The 18,987-nt window shown below is 51.2% G+C and carries 12 protein-coding genes; 10 read left to right on the top strand and 2 right to left on the bottom strand.

The features are described from left to right. The first annotated feature begins 6 nt into the window (after positions 1-6). Positions 7-2,490 carry an MSCRAMM family protein gene (locus OCV63_RS07050; protein WP_470365366.1) on the top strand — a complete coding sequence of 828 codons (2,484 nt, stop codon included), beginning with the start codon at positions 7-9 and terminating at the stop codon, positions 2,488-2,490. Between the two features lie 183 nt (positions 2,491-2,673). Here OCV63_RS07050 and OCV63_RS07045 read toward each other — a convergent pair whose 3' ends face one another. Beyond that, positions 2,674-4,464, bottom strand: coding sequence for a flavin reductase (locus OCV63_RS07045; protein WP_158363133.1), 1,791 nt, complete (start codon positions 4,462-4,464; stop codon positions 2,674-2,676). Between the two features lie 260 nt (positions 4,465-4,724). On the opposite strand from OCV63_RS07045, the gene OCV63_RS07040 reads away from it, so the two are divergent. The 4 genes from OCV63_RS07040 to OCV63_RS17435 all read left to right on the top strand — a co-directional run bounded on the left by OCV63_RS07040 (position 4,725) and on the right by OCV63_RS17435 (position 6,898). After that, positions 4,725-5,375 carry a Crp/Fnr family transcriptional regulator gene (locus OCV63_RS07040; RefSeq protein ID WP_158363131.1) on the top strand — a complete coding sequence of 217 codons (651 nt, stop codon included), beginning with the start codon at positions 4,725-4,727 and terminating at the stop codon, positions 5,373-5,375. 287 nt (positions 5,376-5,662) lie between these two features. Then, positions 5,663-6,256 carry a type IV toxin-antitoxin system AbiEi family antitoxin domain-containing protein gene (locus tag OCV63_RS07035; RefSeq protein ID WP_158363129.1) on the top strand — a complete coding sequence of 198 codons (594 nt, stop codon included), beginning with the start codon at positions 5,663-5,665 and terminating at the stop codon, positions 6,254-6,256. Continuing rightward, a complete protein-coding gene (locus OCV63_RS17440) occupies positions 6,253-6,561 on the top strand; it encodes a nucleotidyl transferase AbiEii/AbiGii toxin family protein (protein ID WP_317245723.1) in 309 nt (102 codons plus the stop codon). The genes OCV63_RS07035 and OCV63_RS17440 overlap by 4 nt, the downstream gene beginning before the upstream one ends. 37 nt (positions 6,562-6,598) lie before the next feature. Then, positions 6,599-6,898, top strand: coding sequence for a nucleotidyl transferase AbiEii/AbiGii toxin family protein (locus OCV63_RS17435; protein ID WP_317245721.1), 300 nt, complete (start codon positions 6,599-6,601; stop codon positions 6,896-6,898). Positions 6,899-6,965: 67 nt separating this feature from the next. Here OCV63_RS17435 and OCV63_RS07025 read toward each other — a convergent pair whose 3' ends face one another. After that, entirely contained in the window at positions 6,966-7,238 is a 273-nt protein-coding gene (locus OCV63_RS07025; RefSeq protein WP_158363127.1) for a DUF1294 domain-containing protein, read from the bottom strand. 249 nt (positions 7,239-7,487) lie between these two features. Here OCV63_RS07025 and OCV63_RS07020 point away from each other — a divergent pair, with 249 nt between their 5' ends. The 5 genes from OCV63_RS07020 (at position 7,488) to OCV63_RS07000 (ending at position 18,985) form a co-directional block, all read left to right on the top strand. Next, the gene (locus OCV63_RS07020; protein WP_158363125.1) at positions 7,488-8,741 is read left to right on the top strand and encodes a hemolysin family protein; all 1,254 of its coding nucleotides are present in this window, start codon (positions 7,488-7,490) and stop codon (positions 8,739-8,741) included. 56 nt (positions 8,742-8,797) lie between these two features. Continuing rightward, positions 8,798-9,706 carry a radical SAM protein gene (locus OCV63_RS07015; protein ID WP_158363123.1) on the top strand — a complete coding sequence of 303 codons (909 nt, stop codon included), beginning with the start codon at positions 8,798-8,800 and terminating at the stop codon, positions 9,704-9,706. Positions 9,707-10,024: 318 nt separating this feature from the next. After that, on the top strand, positions 10,025-10,582 hold the full coding sequence (locus OCV63_RS07010; RefSeq protein WP_158363121.1) for a thioredoxin domain-containing protein: 558 nt from the start codon (positions 10,025-10,027) through the stop codon (positions 10,580-10,582). Positions 10,583-10,605: 23 nt separating this feature from the next. Beyond that, the gene (locus OCV63_RS07005) at positions 10,606-17,742 is read left to right on the top strand and encodes a discoidin domain-containing protein (RefSeq protein WP_158363119.1); all 7,137 of its coding nucleotides are present in this window, start codon (positions 10,606-10,608) and stop codon (positions 17,740-17,742) included. Positions 17,743-17,992: 250 nt separating this feature from the next. Further along, positions 17,993-18,985 carry an ABC transporter ATP-binding protein gene (locus tag OCV63_RS07000; protein ID WP_158363117.1) on the top strand — a complete coding sequence of 331 codons (993 nt, stop codon included), beginning with the start codon at positions 17,993-17,995 and terminating at the stop codon, positions 18,983-18,985. The last annotated feature ends 2 nt before the right edge of the window (positions 18,986-18,987 follow it).

Genomic DNA, 18,987 nt, shown 5'->3' with positions numbered 1-18,987 from the left:
AGAACCATCCGCAATCAGCCGGTCCTGGTACAGATTAATCTGATGGATTACCATACGGAACAGGAGCTTACGGGAGCAGTGCTGCGGATTACGGACGAGACCGGACAGAGGGTGGCGGAAGTGGAGACGATCCACGATCAGAATCCGGTGATCCGGGGATTGGAGCCGGGCAGAACCTACCTGGTGGAGAAGCTGTCGGGACCGGAGGGCTATGAAAAAGCGTTGACGCTGAAAGAAGATTATGTGACGGAGAAGAAGGGAGCAGTGGAGCTTCCGAAGACCAGTCCGGACGGAGAGACTGTCCGCTTTACGGTACAGAAAGAGGAACGGCTTCAGGTGGTCAGTGTATTCGACAGGCCGCTGAATGGGGAGCTGGTTCTGGAGAAGACCGGTGAGGTGCCGGTGGGGACGAAAAAAGGAACCGATGAAAATGGCAACCCGCTCCTGAGCCCGGTCTATGAGGTGCGCGGGCTTCCCGGCGCAGAATATGTACTGCTTGCCCAAAAGACCATTCCTTATCCGGACGGATTCACAGGTAATCTGGCGGAGGCCGGGGAGAAGGTACTGGAACGATATGAGAATGAGAAGGACGGCGGATGGAAGTATTACAGCCTGAAAGTGGAGGCCGGAGAGCTGGCGGAAGTCCGGGAAGGGACGGCGGTAAGCTATGTGCTCCGAACCGATGAGACGGGGCGGATTCGGGTAACCGGGCTACCGGCAGGAGCATACGAGGCGGTGGAGGTGAAAGCGCCCACAGGTTATTACCGGGATACGGCAGCCTGTCGGAAATCCTTTGCGATCGAGGATACGGCCGCGACCGTGACCTTCGAGAACGAAAGACAGGGAACCAAAGGAGAGAACGGCGGAGTCCGCATCATCAAGTACAGTGTAGACGGAGACGAACGAAGACCGGTATCCGGAGCGGCTTTTACGATTTACGCGGCGGAGACCGTGGAAAATATTCTGGGACAGACGGTGTATACAGAAGGGACGGCAATCGAGACGGCGCTCTCCGGGCCGGACGGCGTGGCGCGGTTCCAGACGGATTTCCCTCTGGGCGCGTATGTGGTGCGGGAGACCAAGGCGCCTGCCGGACACTACAGCAGTAAGAAAGAGATTCATGTGGATCTTACTGCGCAGAAGGACGATGACAGCATCCGGGACCTGTCCCTGGAGGACTATGTGGAAAATGCCATTACGTCGGTCCGGGTGAAGCTGGTGGATGATCAGACGAAACAGGAGCTGGCCGGGGCAGCCTTACAGATTACCGATTCCGTGGGTCAGCCGGTGGAGGCCTGGATCACGGAGACGGAGGGAGGATACCTGATAAAAGGGCTTCAGCCGGAGGTGGATTATCAGATCACGGAAGTGCTGCCGAGAGACGGCTATCGGAGCGAATTTACGGGGGCTTCCATGAAATCCGAAAATGCCTCCATGGAAAAAACCGAAGGATCCCAGGTGCGCTTCCGTCTGCGGGATGTACCCGGGGAGAATGGCGCGGAGGGTTTGCTTAACCGAGATACGATCCCGGCGGAGACGGAGATTCTGTTGGAAAATCCCTTTGCAGTGGGTCAGGTTCGGATCCATAAGACCGGCGAAATTCTGGGAAACCGGACTCTGGTGGAGAAAGTGAAGGGATTGCTGAAAACATGCTTCCATTATCAGGAGAAAGGACTGGCCGGTGTGGCCTTTGAAGTGCGGGCAGCCGAGGATATTCTGCATCCGGATGGAGTGACCGGCGTGGTATTTCGGAAAGGGGAACAGGTTTGTACCGATGTGCGCGGCATACCGGAACCGGCAGCAGCTGTGACTGATGAGGACGGCAGTGTGGCTTTTGCGGACATGTATCCCGGCAGCTATGAGCTGGTGGAGACGAAGACGGCACAGGGCTATGTGCGAAGCGGGGAACCGACGGCATTCCGTCTGGTATACCGGGATGGAACGGTGCTCCCGGTCTCCGGTGAGGAGGCACTGCAGATGAGAAACAGACGACAGAGAGCGGAAATCTCCGTGCAGAAGACGGATCGGGATACCGGAAAGCCGCTGGCAGGCGCAGTGATAGGATTGTATACCGCGGAGGCGATCCGGGAGGAAGGCGGCAAGGTGCTGCTACCGGCCGATACACTTCTTGAGACTGAGACGACCGGAGAAAACGGACAGGCGGTTTTTGAGGCAGATTTACCCCTTGGAATGTATTACGTGCGGGAGGAGCAGGCGCCGGAGGGATATGAGCGAAATGAGGAGCGGCAGAGCTTTGCGTTTGCCTATGCGGGCGATAGCGTGGAGACGGTCAAAATAGCGTTGCAGATTCAGGATCGAAAGCTGCCGGAGCAGCAGGCTTCTTCCGGTTCGGGAATCCCGGGCGGAGTCCTGACGGGACTTACGGGAGCGGACACTTCCGATAGAATGACAGCATTACCGGCTATCGGGGGAATCCTGCTGGCACTTTCCGGATGTGAGGTGATCCGGAGAAGAAAAAGAAGGCGTTAAACAGATGGCCTGCATTTAAGCTGGAACAGGGCTGCCGCCCAATCCGGATATCCGGATGATGGAGCGGCAGCCCTGTTTTCTTATGGAATAGGAAATTCCGATAGAATTCCCTATTCCATAAAAGCAAGCAGAGTTTGCAAAGATGCGCACTCGGCGCAGCGGTAGAGGGTTGCTGATTTTTGCTTACTGTATCGGCTCAAAGTCTACAGCACCATGCTTGCACAGCGGGCAGATGATATCCTCGGGGAGCTCGTCGCCCTCGTAGATGTAGCCGCAAATCTTGCAGACGAAGCCTTTTTTGCCCTCGGTCTCGGGCTTCGGTTTGACATTCTGCTGGTAGTAGGTGTAGGACATGGTCTCCCGGTCATTGATGACGCGAGCTTCGGTCACTCTGCAGATGAACATGCCGTGGGTACCCAGATCCACATACTGCTCCACCTTTAGAGACATGAACGCGTTGATATAGTTATCCAGGAACACCAGGCCGTTGCCGGAACGGTTGACCTTGGTGCCTGCGAATTTGTCTGCGGTTCTTCCGGACTGGAAGCCGAATTGCTGGAAGACGGAGAAGGGCGCGTCCACGGACAGGCAGTTGACGTTCAGAACGCCGGTCTGCTGAATCACATGGTGTGAATAGTTGGCTTTGTTGATATTGACAGCCACGCGGAAGGGATTGTCCGTCAGCTGGGTGACCGTATTGACGATGAGGCCGTTATCCTTCTTGCCGTCGTTGGAGGTGACCACATAGAGGCCGTAGCCGATGCGGAAGAGGGCGGACATATCGTTCTTATTGGCGAGGGAATTATCCTTGGCAATGTATTCCCTGCAGAGCTCGTCGGTCATGGCCTCAATCTGCCTGCGGTTTTCCGCCTTGACTGCGGACCAGATATGGACGGAGTTCTTCAGCCAGTTGATTTTCTTGCATTTGCCCAGCATTTCCTTCATGATTTTGGCAGCCAGCGGAGCCCAGGTACCATTTTCGATGAGACCTACGGTACGGTTCTGGAAATTGTGCTCCACCAGGCGTGTAATATAATCGTGCATGAACGGATAGATGCTGGCGTTATAGGTGGTGGTGGCCAGGATCAGCTTGGAGTAGCGGAAAGCGTCGCTGAGGGCCTGGGACATGTCGTCTCTGGCCAGATCGTAGACCACGACCTTCGGGCAGCCCTTGCTGCGAAGCTCATCAGCGAGCAGAGAAACGGCTGCTTTCGTATGGCCGTACACGGAAGTGTAGGCGATGACGATGCCGTCTTCCTCCGGGGTGTAGGAGGACCAGGTGTCGTAGAGGCCGATGTAATGTCCCAGATTTTCATTCAGAACCGGGCCATGTAAGGGACAGATGGTCTGGATATCCAGGGTGGCTGCCACCTTCAGAAGGTTCTGCACCTGTACGCCGTATTTGCCGACGATGCCGATGAAGTATCTTCTGGCCTCATCGTCCCAGGGCTCATCCACGTCCAGAGCGCCGAATTTGCCGAAGCCGTCAGCGGAGAAGAGTACTTTTTCGGTGCTGTCATAGGTCACCATAACCTCCGGCCAGTGTACCATGGGCGCGAACACGAAGGTCAGCTGATGATAGCCCAGGGAAAGGGTGCCGCCATTGCCCATCTCGATTTTCTGTCCCTCTAACTTCAGCTCGAAGAAGTTGTCGATCATGTTAAATGCTTTCGCGGTAGCCACCACGGTGGTGTCGGGATAGACCTTCAGAAAGTTGGCAATATTGGCTGCGTGGTCCGGCTCCATGTGCTGGACGATCAGATAATCCGGCTTCCGGTTCTCCAGTACCTGCTGGATATTGTCGAGCCACTGATGGGTGAAATTAGCGTCCACGGTGTCCATCACCGCGATTTTCTCGTCCAGGATTACGTAAGAATTATAGGACATGCCGTTTGGCACCTTGTACTGGCCTTCGAAAAGATCCACCTGGTGGTCGTTTACGCCTACATATTTGATGGTATCGGTCACTTTCATAGTTCGTTCCTCCTGTTTCCGGTAGATGTGTTTCTGTTCTTTGCTTGTTAAAATAATAACAGAGCCTGGAAAATAAATCTGTTGCAAAAGTCACATAAAGTGAATTTGTTAAGAAAAAATATGATATAATGTGTGGAAAGAAATATATCTGTAGGAGTGATGAACGACCAAGGCAATCCTGAAGGCTACGAGACACTCCCAGATGTCATACAAAGTGAAACAAGTGTATCCAAAGGGCATAGATAGAAGGAGAGGACAGTATGTCACAAGTTACATTATTTACAGATATTTTACCCGAAGAGCAGGAAAGAATGCGCGTCTGTTTCCAGGCCAGGGAGATAAGCTTCCATAACCATGAAATCATATTTGCATATTCCAATACCATGAATAAAATTGGCCTGATTCTTTCCGGCCGAGCCGTCCTGTATTACTGCGATGAAGAGGGAAATCAGTATATGATTGACGAACTGAAAAAGGACGCGGTGTTCGGCGAGCCCTTTCTGCTTCCTGCAGATTCCCGGAATTATTACGTGCAGGCTGAGGAAGAGACGCGGGTCATGTTCATCGACTACGCCCATGTGATCAAGCGCTGCGAGAACGCCTGCTGGCACCACAGCCAGCTGGTCAGCAACCTGCTCCAGATGATTGCCCTGCAGTCCCGGCAGCAGGTGCAGCGGATCTACGTCCTCTCCAGAACCACTACCCGGAAGAAGCTTCTGGCCTATCTGGAAAGTCTCGCTGAGGAGCAGCAGAGCCCAAGCGTCCGGCTCCCTCTGTCCTACACGGATCTGGCCGGATACCTGAGCGTGGATCGGAGCGCCATGACCCGGGAACTGAAAAGCCTGGAGAAAGAGGGCGTATTAAAAAAAGACGGGCGGAATATCTGCCTGAAAATCGGCAGGAGTGGTTGACGCATCAACCATAAATTGGTAAAATAATGCTGACAGGTGTCGAAGAGAGACAGTGCCTGTCAGCATTGCTTTTTGAGCAGTGCAGGTCTATTTTATATTCTTACGAAAGAGAAAGTTCAGATGCATCTCAGATCGAGATGAGATTCCGAAGAAGTGTAACTGTAGTACAGAGTGACAAAAACACATTATTTATTATTAATATAACGTGTTAACGTCACGCCAATGATTGACAATCACACATTATATAGATAAAATATAATGTGTGATTGTCGGAAATGAGGTGAAACATGAGTGACAGGGAAAAAATGGAGAAGCTGTTGAAAAAGTCTACAAATGGCATTATTACTGCGGCACAAGTAACAGAGGCAGGAATGCATCGAAGCGTACTGCAGGCGTTGGTAGAGAGTGGAGAGATCTATCGTTTTGGTAAGGGCTTGTATATGCGAAACGATGCATGGGAAGATGATTTTTATATGCTTCAGCGAAAGTATGGACGTGGAATTTATTCTCATGGGACGGCACTTTACCTGTTAGGGTATTCAGATCGAACACCTGCAAGATACACGATGACATTTCCAAAAGGTTATAACGCACCATCTTTAAAGGAAGAAAATCTGACAGTAAAGCGTGTGGTGGTGGATAATTATGGCTTCGGAGTGACAGAAATCGAATCCCCATCGGGCAATCCGATCCGGGTGTATAATCTGGAACGCACACTGTGCGATATTATGCGCGGAAGTGGCATAGACATTCAGACAGCAGGCGAGGCAATGAAACGCTATGCAGCGTCAAAAACCAAAGATATTCATCGCCTTTTACAATATGCGGAACAGCTCCGGGTAAAACCCAGGGTATTACGATATCTGGAGGTGCTGTTATGATAACGACGAATCCGATGCAGTTGAAGGCATTTATAAAAAAGAAGGCAGCAGAGAAAAATATTTCCGCGCAGCTTGTTATGCAAAATTATATGATGGAACGTTTACTGGAACGGATATCATTGTCATCCTATAAGCATAATTTCATTTTAAAAGGAGGTTTTCTGATTTCCGCAATTGTAGGGCTTGATACGCGTGCGACGATGGACTTGGATACAACGATAAAAGGCTTTACACTGACACATGAAAAAATTTATTCGGTATTCGAGGAGATTTGCGCAGCGAACGTTAAGTATTCTGGCTTATAATCTGGAGACAGTACTCGCGGAAAAGCTGGAAACCGTCTTGTCAAGAAATGTAGCCAATACTCGTCCACGAGATTATTACGATATACATATTTTATATACTTTACGGGGAGCAGAATGTAAAAAAGATATTTTACGGCAGGCGTTGGAACGGACGGCATATAAACGTGGAAGTCAGATGATTTTGATACAGTACAAAGAAATTTTAGAGGAGATAAGAAAAAGTCCGCAACTTTTAAATCAGTGGGAAAGATATCGATGGCAATACGAATATGCAAAAGAAAATTCTTTTGAGGATACCTGCGATACTTTGCAAAAATTAGTGACAGATATTATGTAAAAACAGAAAGTTTTTGACATTGATATCAAAAGGAAACGCCATATTGATATCAATGTCAAAAGGCACCTTAGCGATTCAGAATAAAGTACCCAAGCAGCCCCTCCGCGATCAGGATGCACGGCATCCCCACCACAAAATACCAGTGCTTCGTCTTATGCCGGAACATCTGCATGCCGACGATGGAGCCGATGCTTCCGCCAAGGAGGGCGGAGAGGAACAGGGTTTTCTCGGGGATGCGCCATTTGTGACGGCGGGCCCGTGATTTGTCGACGCCCATCAGGGCGAAGGCGATGAGGTTGACAAGGATCAGGTAAAGGATAACAGGTGTGGATAATTGCATAAGAGCCTCCTGAAAAGTACATTTTGATGATTTTAGAATACGGGATTTCCAGAGTTTCGTCAAGTCATGGACGGAAGACAACACAGCCTGAAGGAAGAGAAAGTAGATACAATTATAAAGAATCTGTAAAGAATCCTCCATTTCCGCTGGTTCCGGTTGACAAGAACAAAAGGGTTTCATATAATATTATCATTAAGCACTCGTGCGTATTTTAGAAGTGTATACAAAAAAGGAGAATTATATTTTATTATGGGTACATACCTTACCATTATGGTAGTCTGTCTGATACTGTCGAGCTTTTTTTCCGCTACGGAGACGGCCTTCTCGGCCATGAACACCACGAAGCTGAAGACGCTGGCAGAGAAGGGCAATAAAAACGCGGCGCTGGTTTGCAAGCTGGACGAGCAGTATAGCAGATTGATTTCCACAATCCTGATAGGCAATAACATCGTAAATATTGCCATGGCCTCTGTGGGAACCGTGCTGTTCACCCTGAAGTTCGGCGATATGGGCGCGACGCTTTCTACCATTGTGGTGACCATTGTAGTACTGATTTTCGGCGAGATATCCCCGAAGAGTATCGCCAATAACTGTCCGGAGCAGCTGGCCATGTTATCGGCACCTGTCGTGCAGTTCCTGATCTGGATTTTCCTGCCGCTGAACATTCTGTTTGTGGGCTGGCAGAAGCTGCTGACCAAGATCTTTCATCTGGAGTCCAGCTCCAAGATGTCCCAGGAGGAGCTTCTGACCCTGGTAAATGAGGTTCAGGAGGACGGTACCATTGACGAGGACGAGGGCGGTCTTCTTCGGAACGCCATCGAGTTCTCCGATCAGGAAGCCCGGGATATTCTGATTCATCGGACGGATCTGGCGGCTCTGCCGATCACAGCCACCAAGGACGAAATTGCGGAGATGTTCACCGAGACCAAGTTCTCCCGTCTGCTGATTTACCGGGATACCATCGACGATATTCTGGGAACCATCCACCGGAAGGATTTCTATGTGGGGCGTGGAATTACGGAAAAGGAAGTGAAGGATATCATTTCCCCGGCTATCTATGTTCTGGAGAGCGAGCCTATCCGGATGATTCTGAAGAAGCAGCAGAAGGCCAAGACCCATGTGGCGGTGGTCGTGGACGAATACGGCGGAACCTGTGGCATTGTCACCATGGAGGATATCCTGGAGGAGCTGGTAGGCGAGATCTGGGACGAGCATGAGGAGGCGGAGGTGCTGCTGCGCCGGATTGCGCCGGATACCTATCTGGTCGACGCTTCCATGGATTTTGAGGAATTCGCGGAGTATTTTAAGCTGAATGACGAGTCTGAGATGGTATCTGTCAGCGGCTGGGTTATGGAGCAGTTTGGCCGGGTACCGGAGCAGGGTGACCAGCTCACCTATAAGGGCCTGGAAATCGAAGTGACGAAGGTCGGAAACCATCATGTGGATGAGATACGGGTGAAACAGACAGTAGTGGAAGACGAAGAGACTTCCGAGGAGAAATAAAATAAGTACGGGGAAGGAAAATGTTCACAGCCACGCTGCGAACAAAGTGAGTAAATATGTCTAACTGCACAATATGTCCCCGCGACTGCCGCGCCGATCGTGAAAACGGTCGGCGCGGTTTTTGCGGCGTGACCGGAAAAACCATCAAATGCGCCCGGGCGGCGCTGCATATGTGGGAGGAGCCCTGTATCTCCGGCGACACCGGATCCGGCGCGGTCTTCTTCAGCGGCTGCCCTTTGCGCTGCATCTACTGCCAGAACCGGGATATTGCCGGGGCTGAGCGGGGAATCGACATCACCGAAGAGCGGCTGGCCGAGATTTTCCTGGAGCTTGCGGGCAAGGGCGCGGCCAATATCAATCTGGTGACGCCCACCCATTACACGCCGCAGATCATCCGCTCCGTGCAGCGGGCGCGGGAAAATGGCCTGAAGCTTCCAATTGTATATAATTGCAGCGGTTACGAAAAAGTCAGTACGCTGAAAATGCTGGACGGTATTGTGGATATTTATCTGACCGACTTCAAATACATGGACAGGGAAGCAGCGGCAATCTATTCCCATGCGCCCGATTACCCGGAGGTGGCGAAGGCGGCTCTTCAGGAAATGGTGCGCCAGATCGGAGAACCGGTATTCGACGAAGCTGGCATGATGAAAAAGGGAGTCATCGTTCGTCACCTTCTTTTGCCGAATCATTTGAAAAACGCGAAAGGGGTAGTACAATATGTCTACGAGGCCTATGGGGATACAGTGTACTTAAGCCTGATGAACCAGTATACTCCCTTGCCCGGTCTGGAGCGATGGCCGGAAATCAACCGCCGCGTGACGAAGCGGGAATACGGGCGGCTGCTCGATTACACCCTGTCCCTGGGCGTGGGAAATGCCTTCATCCAGGAGGGGGAAACTGCGAAGGAAAGCTTCATTCCAGCTTTCGATTGCGAGGGCGTCCTGCCGGAGAAGCCCGTATAAAATGTAACAAAAGAATCCGGCAGAATGTGATTTTTAACAAAAGAAATAAACGAAAAGTGACAAAGATTCACTAAAAAGTGTTAATTTGGGCACATAAATGTAACAAAAAGGGAGCGGTTTGCAAATTTTGCTGGCCGTTCCCCTTTTTATGTTTTGAATCGACGATTCGAGTTGGCTTATACGCTCAATCTTTTGTACAATTCGACGGAGGAATTGTTTTTTTTTTTTTTCTTTTATAGAATGTATATATTGTTATTGATAAAGGATTTTCCGGCATTGGTAACAACGATAAAACCGAGAAGGGAGGGCGAAAAAAGAGTGAGTGGAATGAAAAAAGTGCTGATACTGGGAAGCGTCATACTGACCATGTGCGGCGTGACATCCTGCGGTTCTGCAAAGCAGGAGACCGGCGAAGAAACGGCTGCCGAAACAGCAGTTTCTGAGACGGAAACAGGGGAGGATAGTGAGAACGGTACCGAAAGGGAAGAGATCGGGACAGAGGAAAGCACGCAATCAGGACAGATTATCAGCATTTCTATGGCAGAAATGGAAGAGAAGCTGAACGCAGGGGAGACCTTTCTGGTATCCTTTGTGACAATCGAGTGCCCATACTGTCAGGAATTCCACAGCATGCTTGTGGACTACGTCGAAACCCATGCGGTAACCATGTATCAGGTTATCCTGGACTACGAGGAAACGTCTGAGGAAGAGAACAGAGCGCGGATTGCGGAGCTGTTCCCGGAATTCAATACGGTTCCCGGAGTCTTCTATGTGGTAGACGGCGAGGACGGAAGCTACCTGGACACCTATCATCTGGGCGTCGGCGAGACGGCTTTTGACGATTGGGTTCAGGAAAATGAAATCGAAGCAAAGTAAACAAAAAATTTATGAGGGAAATTATGATTAAGAAGAAAAAAATGAGCAGCAAGTTCTTATCTATCGTACTTGCAGCAGCAATGGTGGCAGGCATCGCGCCCCAGTTTCCCGCATCGACTGTAGAAGCAGCCTTTAACGGCCCGTTGTCTTCTGTAAAGTCAGCGAGAGCAAACGACAATGTGGTAGAAGTAAGCTTCAACAATGGTGATGTAAAGGGAAAAATCACGTTTCTCGAGGACGGGATCTTCCGTTACAATGTAGATCCGAGCGGAAAGTTCTCAGAATATGCGACCGTAAACAACGCAGCAGACACAGCGAAGATTCCACAGTATCCGGATTCTTCCGATAAGTACAGCCACCCGAAGGCGAAAGTATCCGATGAGAATGGAAATATTGTAATCGCAGCTGGTAAGACAAAGATTACATTTGATAAAGATACCGCAAAAATGACCGTAGCTTACAACGACAATGTTGTAATGCAGGAGAGCGCACCGCTTTCTCTCGGAACCAAGACCACACAGAGCCTGGTTAAGAACAGCGGCGAGAACTTCTACGGCGGCGGTACACAGAACGGCCGTTTCGTACATACAGGCGAGACCATCCATATCGCAAATGAGAGTAACTGGGTAGACGGCGGCGTCGCTTCTCCGAACCCGTTCTACTACTCCAGTAACGGTTACGGCGTACTGCGTAATACCTTTCTGGCTGGTTCCTACGACTTCGGAAATAACTCTGCAGATACCGTAGCAACCGCTCACAACGAGAATGAGTACGACGCATACATCTTCCTGTCCGACGGCGCAAACGCAGCTGAGAGAGTACAGGATCTTCTGGGCGAGTACTACCATGTAACCGGTGCTCCGGTTCTCCTTCCGGAGTACGCGTTCTATGAGGGACATTTAAACTGCTACAACCGTGACTCCTGGTCCGACAATAGCGGAAGCAAGAAATGGGAGATCAAGGGAAGCGCGTCCGCAACCACTGCAGACGAGGTGCCGATTGCATCTTCCTATTATGAGTCCGGTATGAGCACAGGCTATGTGCTGAAGGACGGTATGAGCTCCGAGACGCTGAACGGAACCAAGCCGACTACTGCGCTGGACAAGTATCCGTCCGTGAATACCGATTCCAAGTATTCCGCAAGAGCTGTCATCGATCAGTACGACAAATATGACATGCCCATCGGCTACTTCCTTCCCAACGACGGATATGGCTGCGGCTATGGTCAGAACGGCTACTATCAGACCGGCGGCGTGAACGCGGACGGCAGCAGCAGTGCAGAGCGTACTGCAGCAGTAGACGCCAATGTAAACAATCTGAAAGAGTTCACCAAGTATGCACAGAGCAAGGGTCTGCAGACAGGTCTTTGGACACAGAGCAATCTGAGCCCGGATTCCAACAGTAACACCTCCTGGCACCTGCTTCGTGATTTCGAGAAAGAGGTAAAAGTTGGCGGAATCACTACCCTGAAGACTGATGTTGCATGGGTAGGCTACGGCTACAACTTCGCTCTGAACGGTACCAAGACTGCTTACGATATCGTAACCACAGGCGTAAGCAAGCGTCCGAACATTATCACCCTGGACGGCTGGGCTTCCACACAGCGTTTCGGCGCTATCTGGACCGGCGACCAGTACGGCGGAAACTGGGAGTACATCCGCTTCCACGTACCGACCTACATCGGACAGTCCTTAAGCGGTAACCCGAATATCGGTAGTGATATGGACGGTATCTTCGGCGGAGACAAGATTGTATCCACCCGTGATACCCAGTGGAAGGTATTCACGCCGCTGATGCTGAACATGGACGGCTGGGGAAGCTACGCGAAGACTCCGCAGACCTTCGGCGATCCGTACACCGGTATCAACAGAATGTACCTGAAGCTGAAAGCTCAGCTGATGCCGTACATCTACACCAGCGCGGCAGCTGCGGCAAACCTGGATACAGGCAACGGCGACACCGGACTTCCGATGATCCGTGCTATGTTCCTGGAGTATCCGGGTGACGCTTACGCAAGCACCAAGGATATGCAGTATCAGTACATGTTCGGTTCCAACGTGTTGGTAGCTCCGATTTACCAGAACACATCCAGCGACACACAGGGAAATGATGTGAGAAACGGCATCTACCTTCCGGACGCAGATCAGATCTGGATCGACTACTTCACCGGCGAGCAGTACTACGGCGGACAGACCCTGAACAACTTCGACGCTCCCATCTGGAAGCTTCCGATCTTTGTAAAGAATGGTTCCATCATCCCCATGTGGGAGGAGAACAACAGCCCGTCCAAGATCAACAAGGCAAACCGCAGCGTAGAGTTCTGGCCGGCAGGATCCACCGAGTACACCATGTATGAGGATGACGGAATCACCGCAGAGAACGAGACCACCGAGGTGGATGGTTACGGAACTGTAGCTGACGTATCCTATGGCGAACATGTATCTCAGAAGTTTACTTCCAAGGTAGAAGGCAACGTGGCAACCCTGACTGCTGAGAAGGCAAGCGGAAGCTATGCAGGGTATGATAAAAATAAGAACACTACCTTCGTAGTCAATGTTTCCAAAGAGCCGACTGCTATCACAGCACAGAACGGTTCCACAGAGCTGACTAAGGTAGCGATGAAGAGCAAGGATGAGGTTCTGAACGCGGATGTGGCAGCAGGCACCTTCGCTTATTACTATGACGAGTCCCCGGCTATCGAGTACTACGGCGTAGAGGCAGAGGATGAGTTCGCGGCAATGATGGAGGCTCAGACGTCTTCTCCGAAGCTGTATGTGAAGTTCGCCAACACCGATTCTCAGGCAAATGCACAGACCCTGGTTCTGGAAGGCTTTGAGAACAACGGCGACATGAGCAAGAATCAGCTGAACCCGGCTCTGGCTGCTCCGGCTAAGCTGACCGATGACGTGACCAGAAAGACCCCGACCAGCAACACCCTGACCTGGGATGCTGTAGATGGCGCAACCAGCTATGAGCTTCTGGTAGACGGCATCATCAACACTGCAGGCGACGCAACCGAGTTCGCGCACACCGATCTGAAGTACAACTCTACACATACTTATCAGGTACGTTCCAGAAATAAGGACGGCTACTCTGAATGGTCTGAGGAAGTAACCGCAACCACTTCTCTGGATCCCTGGAGAAACGTACCGACGCCGGAAAAAATCACCTGGACAGGCGGAGATTCCTGGGGCAAGCTGGCTAACCTGACCGACCATGATATCAGCGATGCAGCAGGCATGTTCCACTCCACCGGCGACGTTGTAACAGACGCCATCCCGATGATCTTCGATTACGGTCAGGCCTACGCGCTGGATAAGCTGGAGTATTATGCAAGACATGACAACTACGGCAACGGCGCAGTACAGCAGATGAACGTAGAGACCAGCTTGGATGGTGTGAACTGGACCACCCAGTGGATCGGTTCTGAACACTCGGATTGGACCTATGATGCAAAGGCAAGCATTGCAGATAACATGAAAGAGATCCCGCTGACAGGCGCGGCTCGTTATGTAAAGATTGTTATCACAAAGTCCAAGGGCAACTTCTTCTCCGGCGACGAGCTGGCCATCTATAAGAAGGACGGCACCAACGGCTTTGCGGTAGGAAGTACCAATAACCTGGGAACCGTCGCAGACGGCGACTACACCAACATGAAGAACTACCTCGGCTTCTCCAAGAAGGACGGAGAGACCTTCGTGAAGCAGATTGAGGAGAGATTCGGCGATATTAACGGCAATGGCTACTACGATGTATGGGATTACGCATTCACCATGTTCAACCTGGATGGCGGTACTCAGAAGACTGGTAAGGTATCCGGCAACATCGTTCTGCTGCCCAGCGCAACAGACGTGAAGGCAGGCGAGACCTTTACCGTAGATGTATACGCAGATAATGTAAAGAACCTGAACGCATTTGGAGAGGTTCTGGATTACAATCCGGCTGTACTCCAGTATGTGGACACCACTGCAGACTTCGACATCTCCCAGATGGAGAACCTGACAGTAAACAAGGTATATGAGGACGGAACAGCTTATGTGAACCTGGCATTCGCCAACAGAGGAAACCAGGCAACCTACAGCGGAACCGGCGTCATTGCCACCATCACCATGAAGGCGAAGAATGACTTTACGCTGGACGCAAAGGCAATGGATCTGAGTCAGGTAATGCTGATTGGACCGGAGTTCGATCTGATTAACTGCGAGAGCTCCTCCACACCGGAGCTTCCGGACATCGTAACAGGCGGCGAGAAGACCTACACCTACGGTGAGGACTTCGATATGACCATGACCAACAACATCCTGAAAGAGGATGATGGAAAGAACGTAGAGAAGTTCATCGAGAGCAACAGCTATGACGGACTGTTCAACGGTTCTCAGGGTCGTGAGTTCGAGCTGAAATGGTATCCGAACGACTGGACCACCACTGTAAAGGGTCTGCCGGAGCACGTAAAGGTTCCGGTTACCTTCCATATTGATGTGAAGCAGGATGCAGCAGACGAGGTTGTAGAAGATACAACAGAGGATGTGGCAGACGAAGCAGAAGATGTAGAAGTACAGACAGCAGAGGAAGAGGTAGCTGTTCAGGCTGACAACACCAGGAAGGTGACCTCCGTAACCCTGCAGAATGCCAATAAGGCAAACGGTTATGTAACCAGCGCATCCGCTGAGTTTACTTACAGCGATGGCAGCACAAGCAGCGACAGCAAGTCTCTGGACTGGGCGACCGCAGCAGATTACTCTGAGTTTACATTTAACGCAGAAGCAGACAAGACTGTAACCAAGGTAGATGTAACTGTAAATTCCGTAGCAAACGCAAAGGGCGCGTCTGTAGAGAACATGCTGACCCTGTCTACTCTGACTGTAGCTACAGCAGATGGCAAGTTAAGCTATGGCAGCGACTTCGATATGACCATGACTAACGCTGTTCTCACATCTGACGACGGAGACAATGTGAAGAAGATGATCCAGCAGGGCAGCTTCTCCGGTCTGTTCGGCGGTCAGGGACGTAACTTCGAGTTCCTGTGGGATATCCCAAGCAACTATGTAGACAAAGAAGTAAAATATGTAGAAATGCCTGTAACTCTTCATATGAATATGAAGAAGGCAGATACCGTAAGCACAGTTTCTGTATACAACGCACCGTCTTACGGTAACGGATACATGACAGACGCTACCGCAACCTTCACTTATGAAGATGGCACAACCGCCGATGTGAACCTGAAGGATCAGGGAGCTAAGTTTGAGTTTGCAAATCCGAATAAAGACGCAAAGGTAACCAAGGTATCTGTAACTGCAAACCAGGCAAGCGGAACCAACATGCTGACCTTAAGCGAGCTTGAGGTAAAGGCAAAGGTTGATATGGTTCCGGTAACCAAGATTACCCCGGCTGAGGACAACGTAAAAGAGCTGTATGCAGGAAGCATGGCAGACATCAACGCAACCATCGAGCCGGAGAACGCAACCAACCCGTACTTCGTAGCAGCCTCCTCCAATGAGAATGTGGTAAGAATCATCACCCTGGCTGACGAGAACGGTCTGCCGATTTACAAGGCATACGCAGTAGGCGAGGGCAAGGCCAAGATTACTCTGACTGCACGTGAGTCCATGCAGGATACCGCTACACAGGCAGAGGGCGAGGATCCGGCAGCACCGATCACCGCATCCTACGAAATCACCGTACTGGCAGGCGCAGACAAGACCGAACTGGTTGAGCTGATTACCGAGTACAGCAAGACCAACCCGAAGTTCTACACCGAGGAGAGCTTCAAGGCACTGACTGACGCCATCAACGCGGCAAACGCTGTAAAGGATAACGCAGAGGCCACCAAGGACGATGTGAAGAAGGCTATCGCGGCCATGAAGAAGGCGGCTGACGCGCTGGAAGAATCTGAGCTGACCGCAGAGGCTATCACCGACAAGAGCGGTATGACCGCAGACGCGCCGTACAGCGAGGAGAACGTACCGAGCGCACTGGTAGACGGCGATGAGACCAACTACTGGGAGTCCCCGTACTACGGAAGCAACGCAGGACTGCCGAAGGAGATTACCCTGGCTCTGGGCGACGCATACGACCTGGAGAAGGTAGAAATCGTGAAAAATACCGGCAACGGTAAGGTAACCGATTATGAGGTACTGGTAAGCACCGATGGCGAGAACTTCACATCCGTAGGAAGAAAGACCATTGATGAGAATGAGATGAGATCCGGCATCCGTATGGAGCAGGCAAACATCACGCACGTAAAGGTTATCATCCACGGAGCAAAGACCGGCGGCGGGGATGTAGCTTATGCACGTCTGTCCGAGATCAACTTCTATGGTAAGAAGGTAGCAGAGCCGGCTGACAAGGCAGTACTGACCGAGGCTGTAGACAAGTACAAGGATCTGAAGCAGGAGAACTACACCGACGAGACCTGGGCTGCATTTGCAGAGGCTTTGAAGACAGCACAGAATGTACTGGCAGACGAGAACGCGACACAGGAGACTGTAGACGCAGCTGTAAAGACACTGAACGACGCATACAAGGGTCTGGTGAAGAAAGAATTACCGAATCCGGATCAGCCGGTTGTGAAGGATGCACTGAAGGCAGCAGTTGACAAGAATGCAGACAAGAAGCAGGGCGACTACACAGCAGACAGCTGGGCGAAGTTCTCCGCAGCTCTTGCACATGCACAGGCTGTACTGAACGACCAGAACGCAACCGCAGATCAGGTAAGCGCAGCACTGAAGGGTCTGGAAGAGGCAGCCGCAGCACTGACCACAGGTCAGTCCCCGGCAGCAAAGGATGAACTGCAGGCTGTATATAACGGCAATAAGGACAGAGAGAAGAAGGACTACACAGCAGACAGCTGGAAGGCATTCTCTACTGCTCTGAGCAATGCTGAGAAGATTCTGAAGAACCCGAACGCTACTTCTCAGGAAATCAGCGATGCGCTGAACGCTCTGAAGACTGCAGTAGCAGATCTGAAGACTGTGGCCGAGAAGAAGGATGAGGACAATAAGAAACAGAACTCCTCCGGAAGCTCCGGCAGCTCCAAGTCCAACACCACGAGCACCACTTCTGCACAGACCGGTGATACTGCACAGCCGCTGCTGTACGTGGTACTGATTGCAGCCGCAGCAGCTGTACTGGCGCTGATTCGCAGAAAAAGAATGAAATAAAAAGCAACAATCTAAAGTAACAAGTTAAGTTTTTCCACCTTATTCAGGAAGACCGGCTTTCGTGCCTCTGGCACGTAGGCCGGTCTTCCCTATTCCAGGTTGTTCCCATCAGGCCACAGTGTTGCCGTCTTTGTGAAATCACAGCTTGAAAATTTTTGGAAAATGTGGTATCTTATTAAACATATGTTATCATACGTAAGTATTGACGCGTCAATACTTTAAGAGTGTAAAGCGAAAAAGCGAGGAAAACATGAGTCAGGCAGAGACGATATTAGAAATCAAAGATTTATGCGTGGAATTCCAGACTGTTGAGGGTGTCGTACATGCGGTCGACCATCTGAATTATACCTTACATAAAGGCGAAAAACTTGGCATCGTAGGGGAGAGCGGAAGCGGCAAGAGCGTATCCTCTCTCGGTATGATGCAGCTGATCCCGAACCCGCCCGGACGGATTACCGGAGGAGAGATTCTTTATCATGGAAAGGATCTGGTGAAAGCATCGGAGAAAGAAATGCAGAAGATCCGTGGAAATGAGATTTCCATGATTTTCCAGGAACCTATGACTTCCTTAAATCCGATTATCAAATGCGGAAAGCAGATCGCGGAATCCCTGCGGCTTCACCGTGGCATGAAGAAAAAAGAGGCCATGGAAGAGGCAGTGCGGATGATGCGGGCGGTGGGCATTGCGAACCCAGAGGTCCGGGTCCATGAATATCCCCATCAGATGTCCGGCGGTATGCGTCAGCGTGTCATGATTGCCATGGCTCTGGCCTGTCAGCCTCAGATTTTGATTGCGGATGAGCCCACGACAGCACTGGATGTGACCATTCAGGCCCAGATTCTCGACCTGATCCGGGAGCTGAACGAGAGCATGGGAACCTCCGTCGTCTTCATTACCCATGACCTGGGCGTAGTCAGCGAGCTGTGCGATACGGTGATTGTCATGTATACCGGCCACATCGTAGAGCAGGCGCCGGTGAAGGAGCTCTTTGAAAGTCCGAAGCATCCGTATACCAAGGGACTTCTGAACGCCATCCCGAAGATTACCAGAGAACGGAATCCCCTGGAGACCATCGAGGGCATGGTGCCGAACCCCACCGAGCGTATTGAGGGATGCAGCTTTTCTCCCAGATGTCCCTATGCCACCGACCAGTGCCGGAAAGAGGAGCCGCCCATGGCGGAGCTATCCGATGGACGCCTGGTGCGCTGCTGGCAGTACGCGAAAGAGAACGAGGAGGCCTAAAT

The organism is Laedolimicola ammoniilytica (genome assembly GCF_025567165.1).
Taxonomy (GTDB): Bacteria; Bacillota; Clostridia; order Lachnospirales; family Lachnospiraceae; genus Laedolimicola; species Laedolimicola ammoniilytica.
The sequence above is the reverse complement of the archived record's forward strand: the minus strand, read 5'-3'. Positions and strand labels throughout refer to the sequence as shown.

Coding starts and splice junctions, on each gene's coding strand:
- OCV63_RS07045 (WP_158363133.1), bottom strand. CDS start 4,464: ATGAAAGTGACCGATACCATCAAATATGTAGGCGTAAACGACCACCAG.
- OCV63_RS07040 (WP_158363131.1), top strand. CDS start 4,725: ATGTCACAAGTTACATTATTTACAGATATTTTACCCGAAGAGCAGGAA.
- OCV63_RS07035 (WP_158363129.1), top strand. CDS start 5,663: ATGAGTGACAGGGAAAAAATGGAGAAGCTGTTGAAAAAGTCTACAAAT.
- OCV63_RS17440 (WP_317245723.1), top strand. CDS start 6,253: ATGATAACGACGAATCCGATGCAGTTGAAGGCATTTATAAAAAAGAAG.
- OCV63_RS07025 (WP_158363127.1), bottom strand. CDS start 7,238: ATGCAATTATCCACACCTGTTATCCTTTACCTGATCCTTGTCAACCTC.
- OCV63_RS07020 (WP_158363125.1), top strand. CDS start 7,488: ATGGGTACATACCTTACCATTATGGTAGTCTGTCTGATACTGTCGAGC.
- OCV63_RS07015 (WP_158363123.1), top strand. CDS start 8,798: ATGTCTAACTGCACAATATGTCCCCGCGACTGCCGCGCCGATCGTGAA.
- OCV63_RS07005 (WP_158363119.1), top strand. CDS start 10,606: ATGATTAAGAAGAAAAAAATGAGCAGCAAGTTCTTATCTATCGTACTT.
- OCV63_RS07000 (WP_158363117.1), top strand. CDS start 17,993: ATGAGTCAGGCAGAGACGATATTAGAAATCAAAGATTTATGCGTGGAA.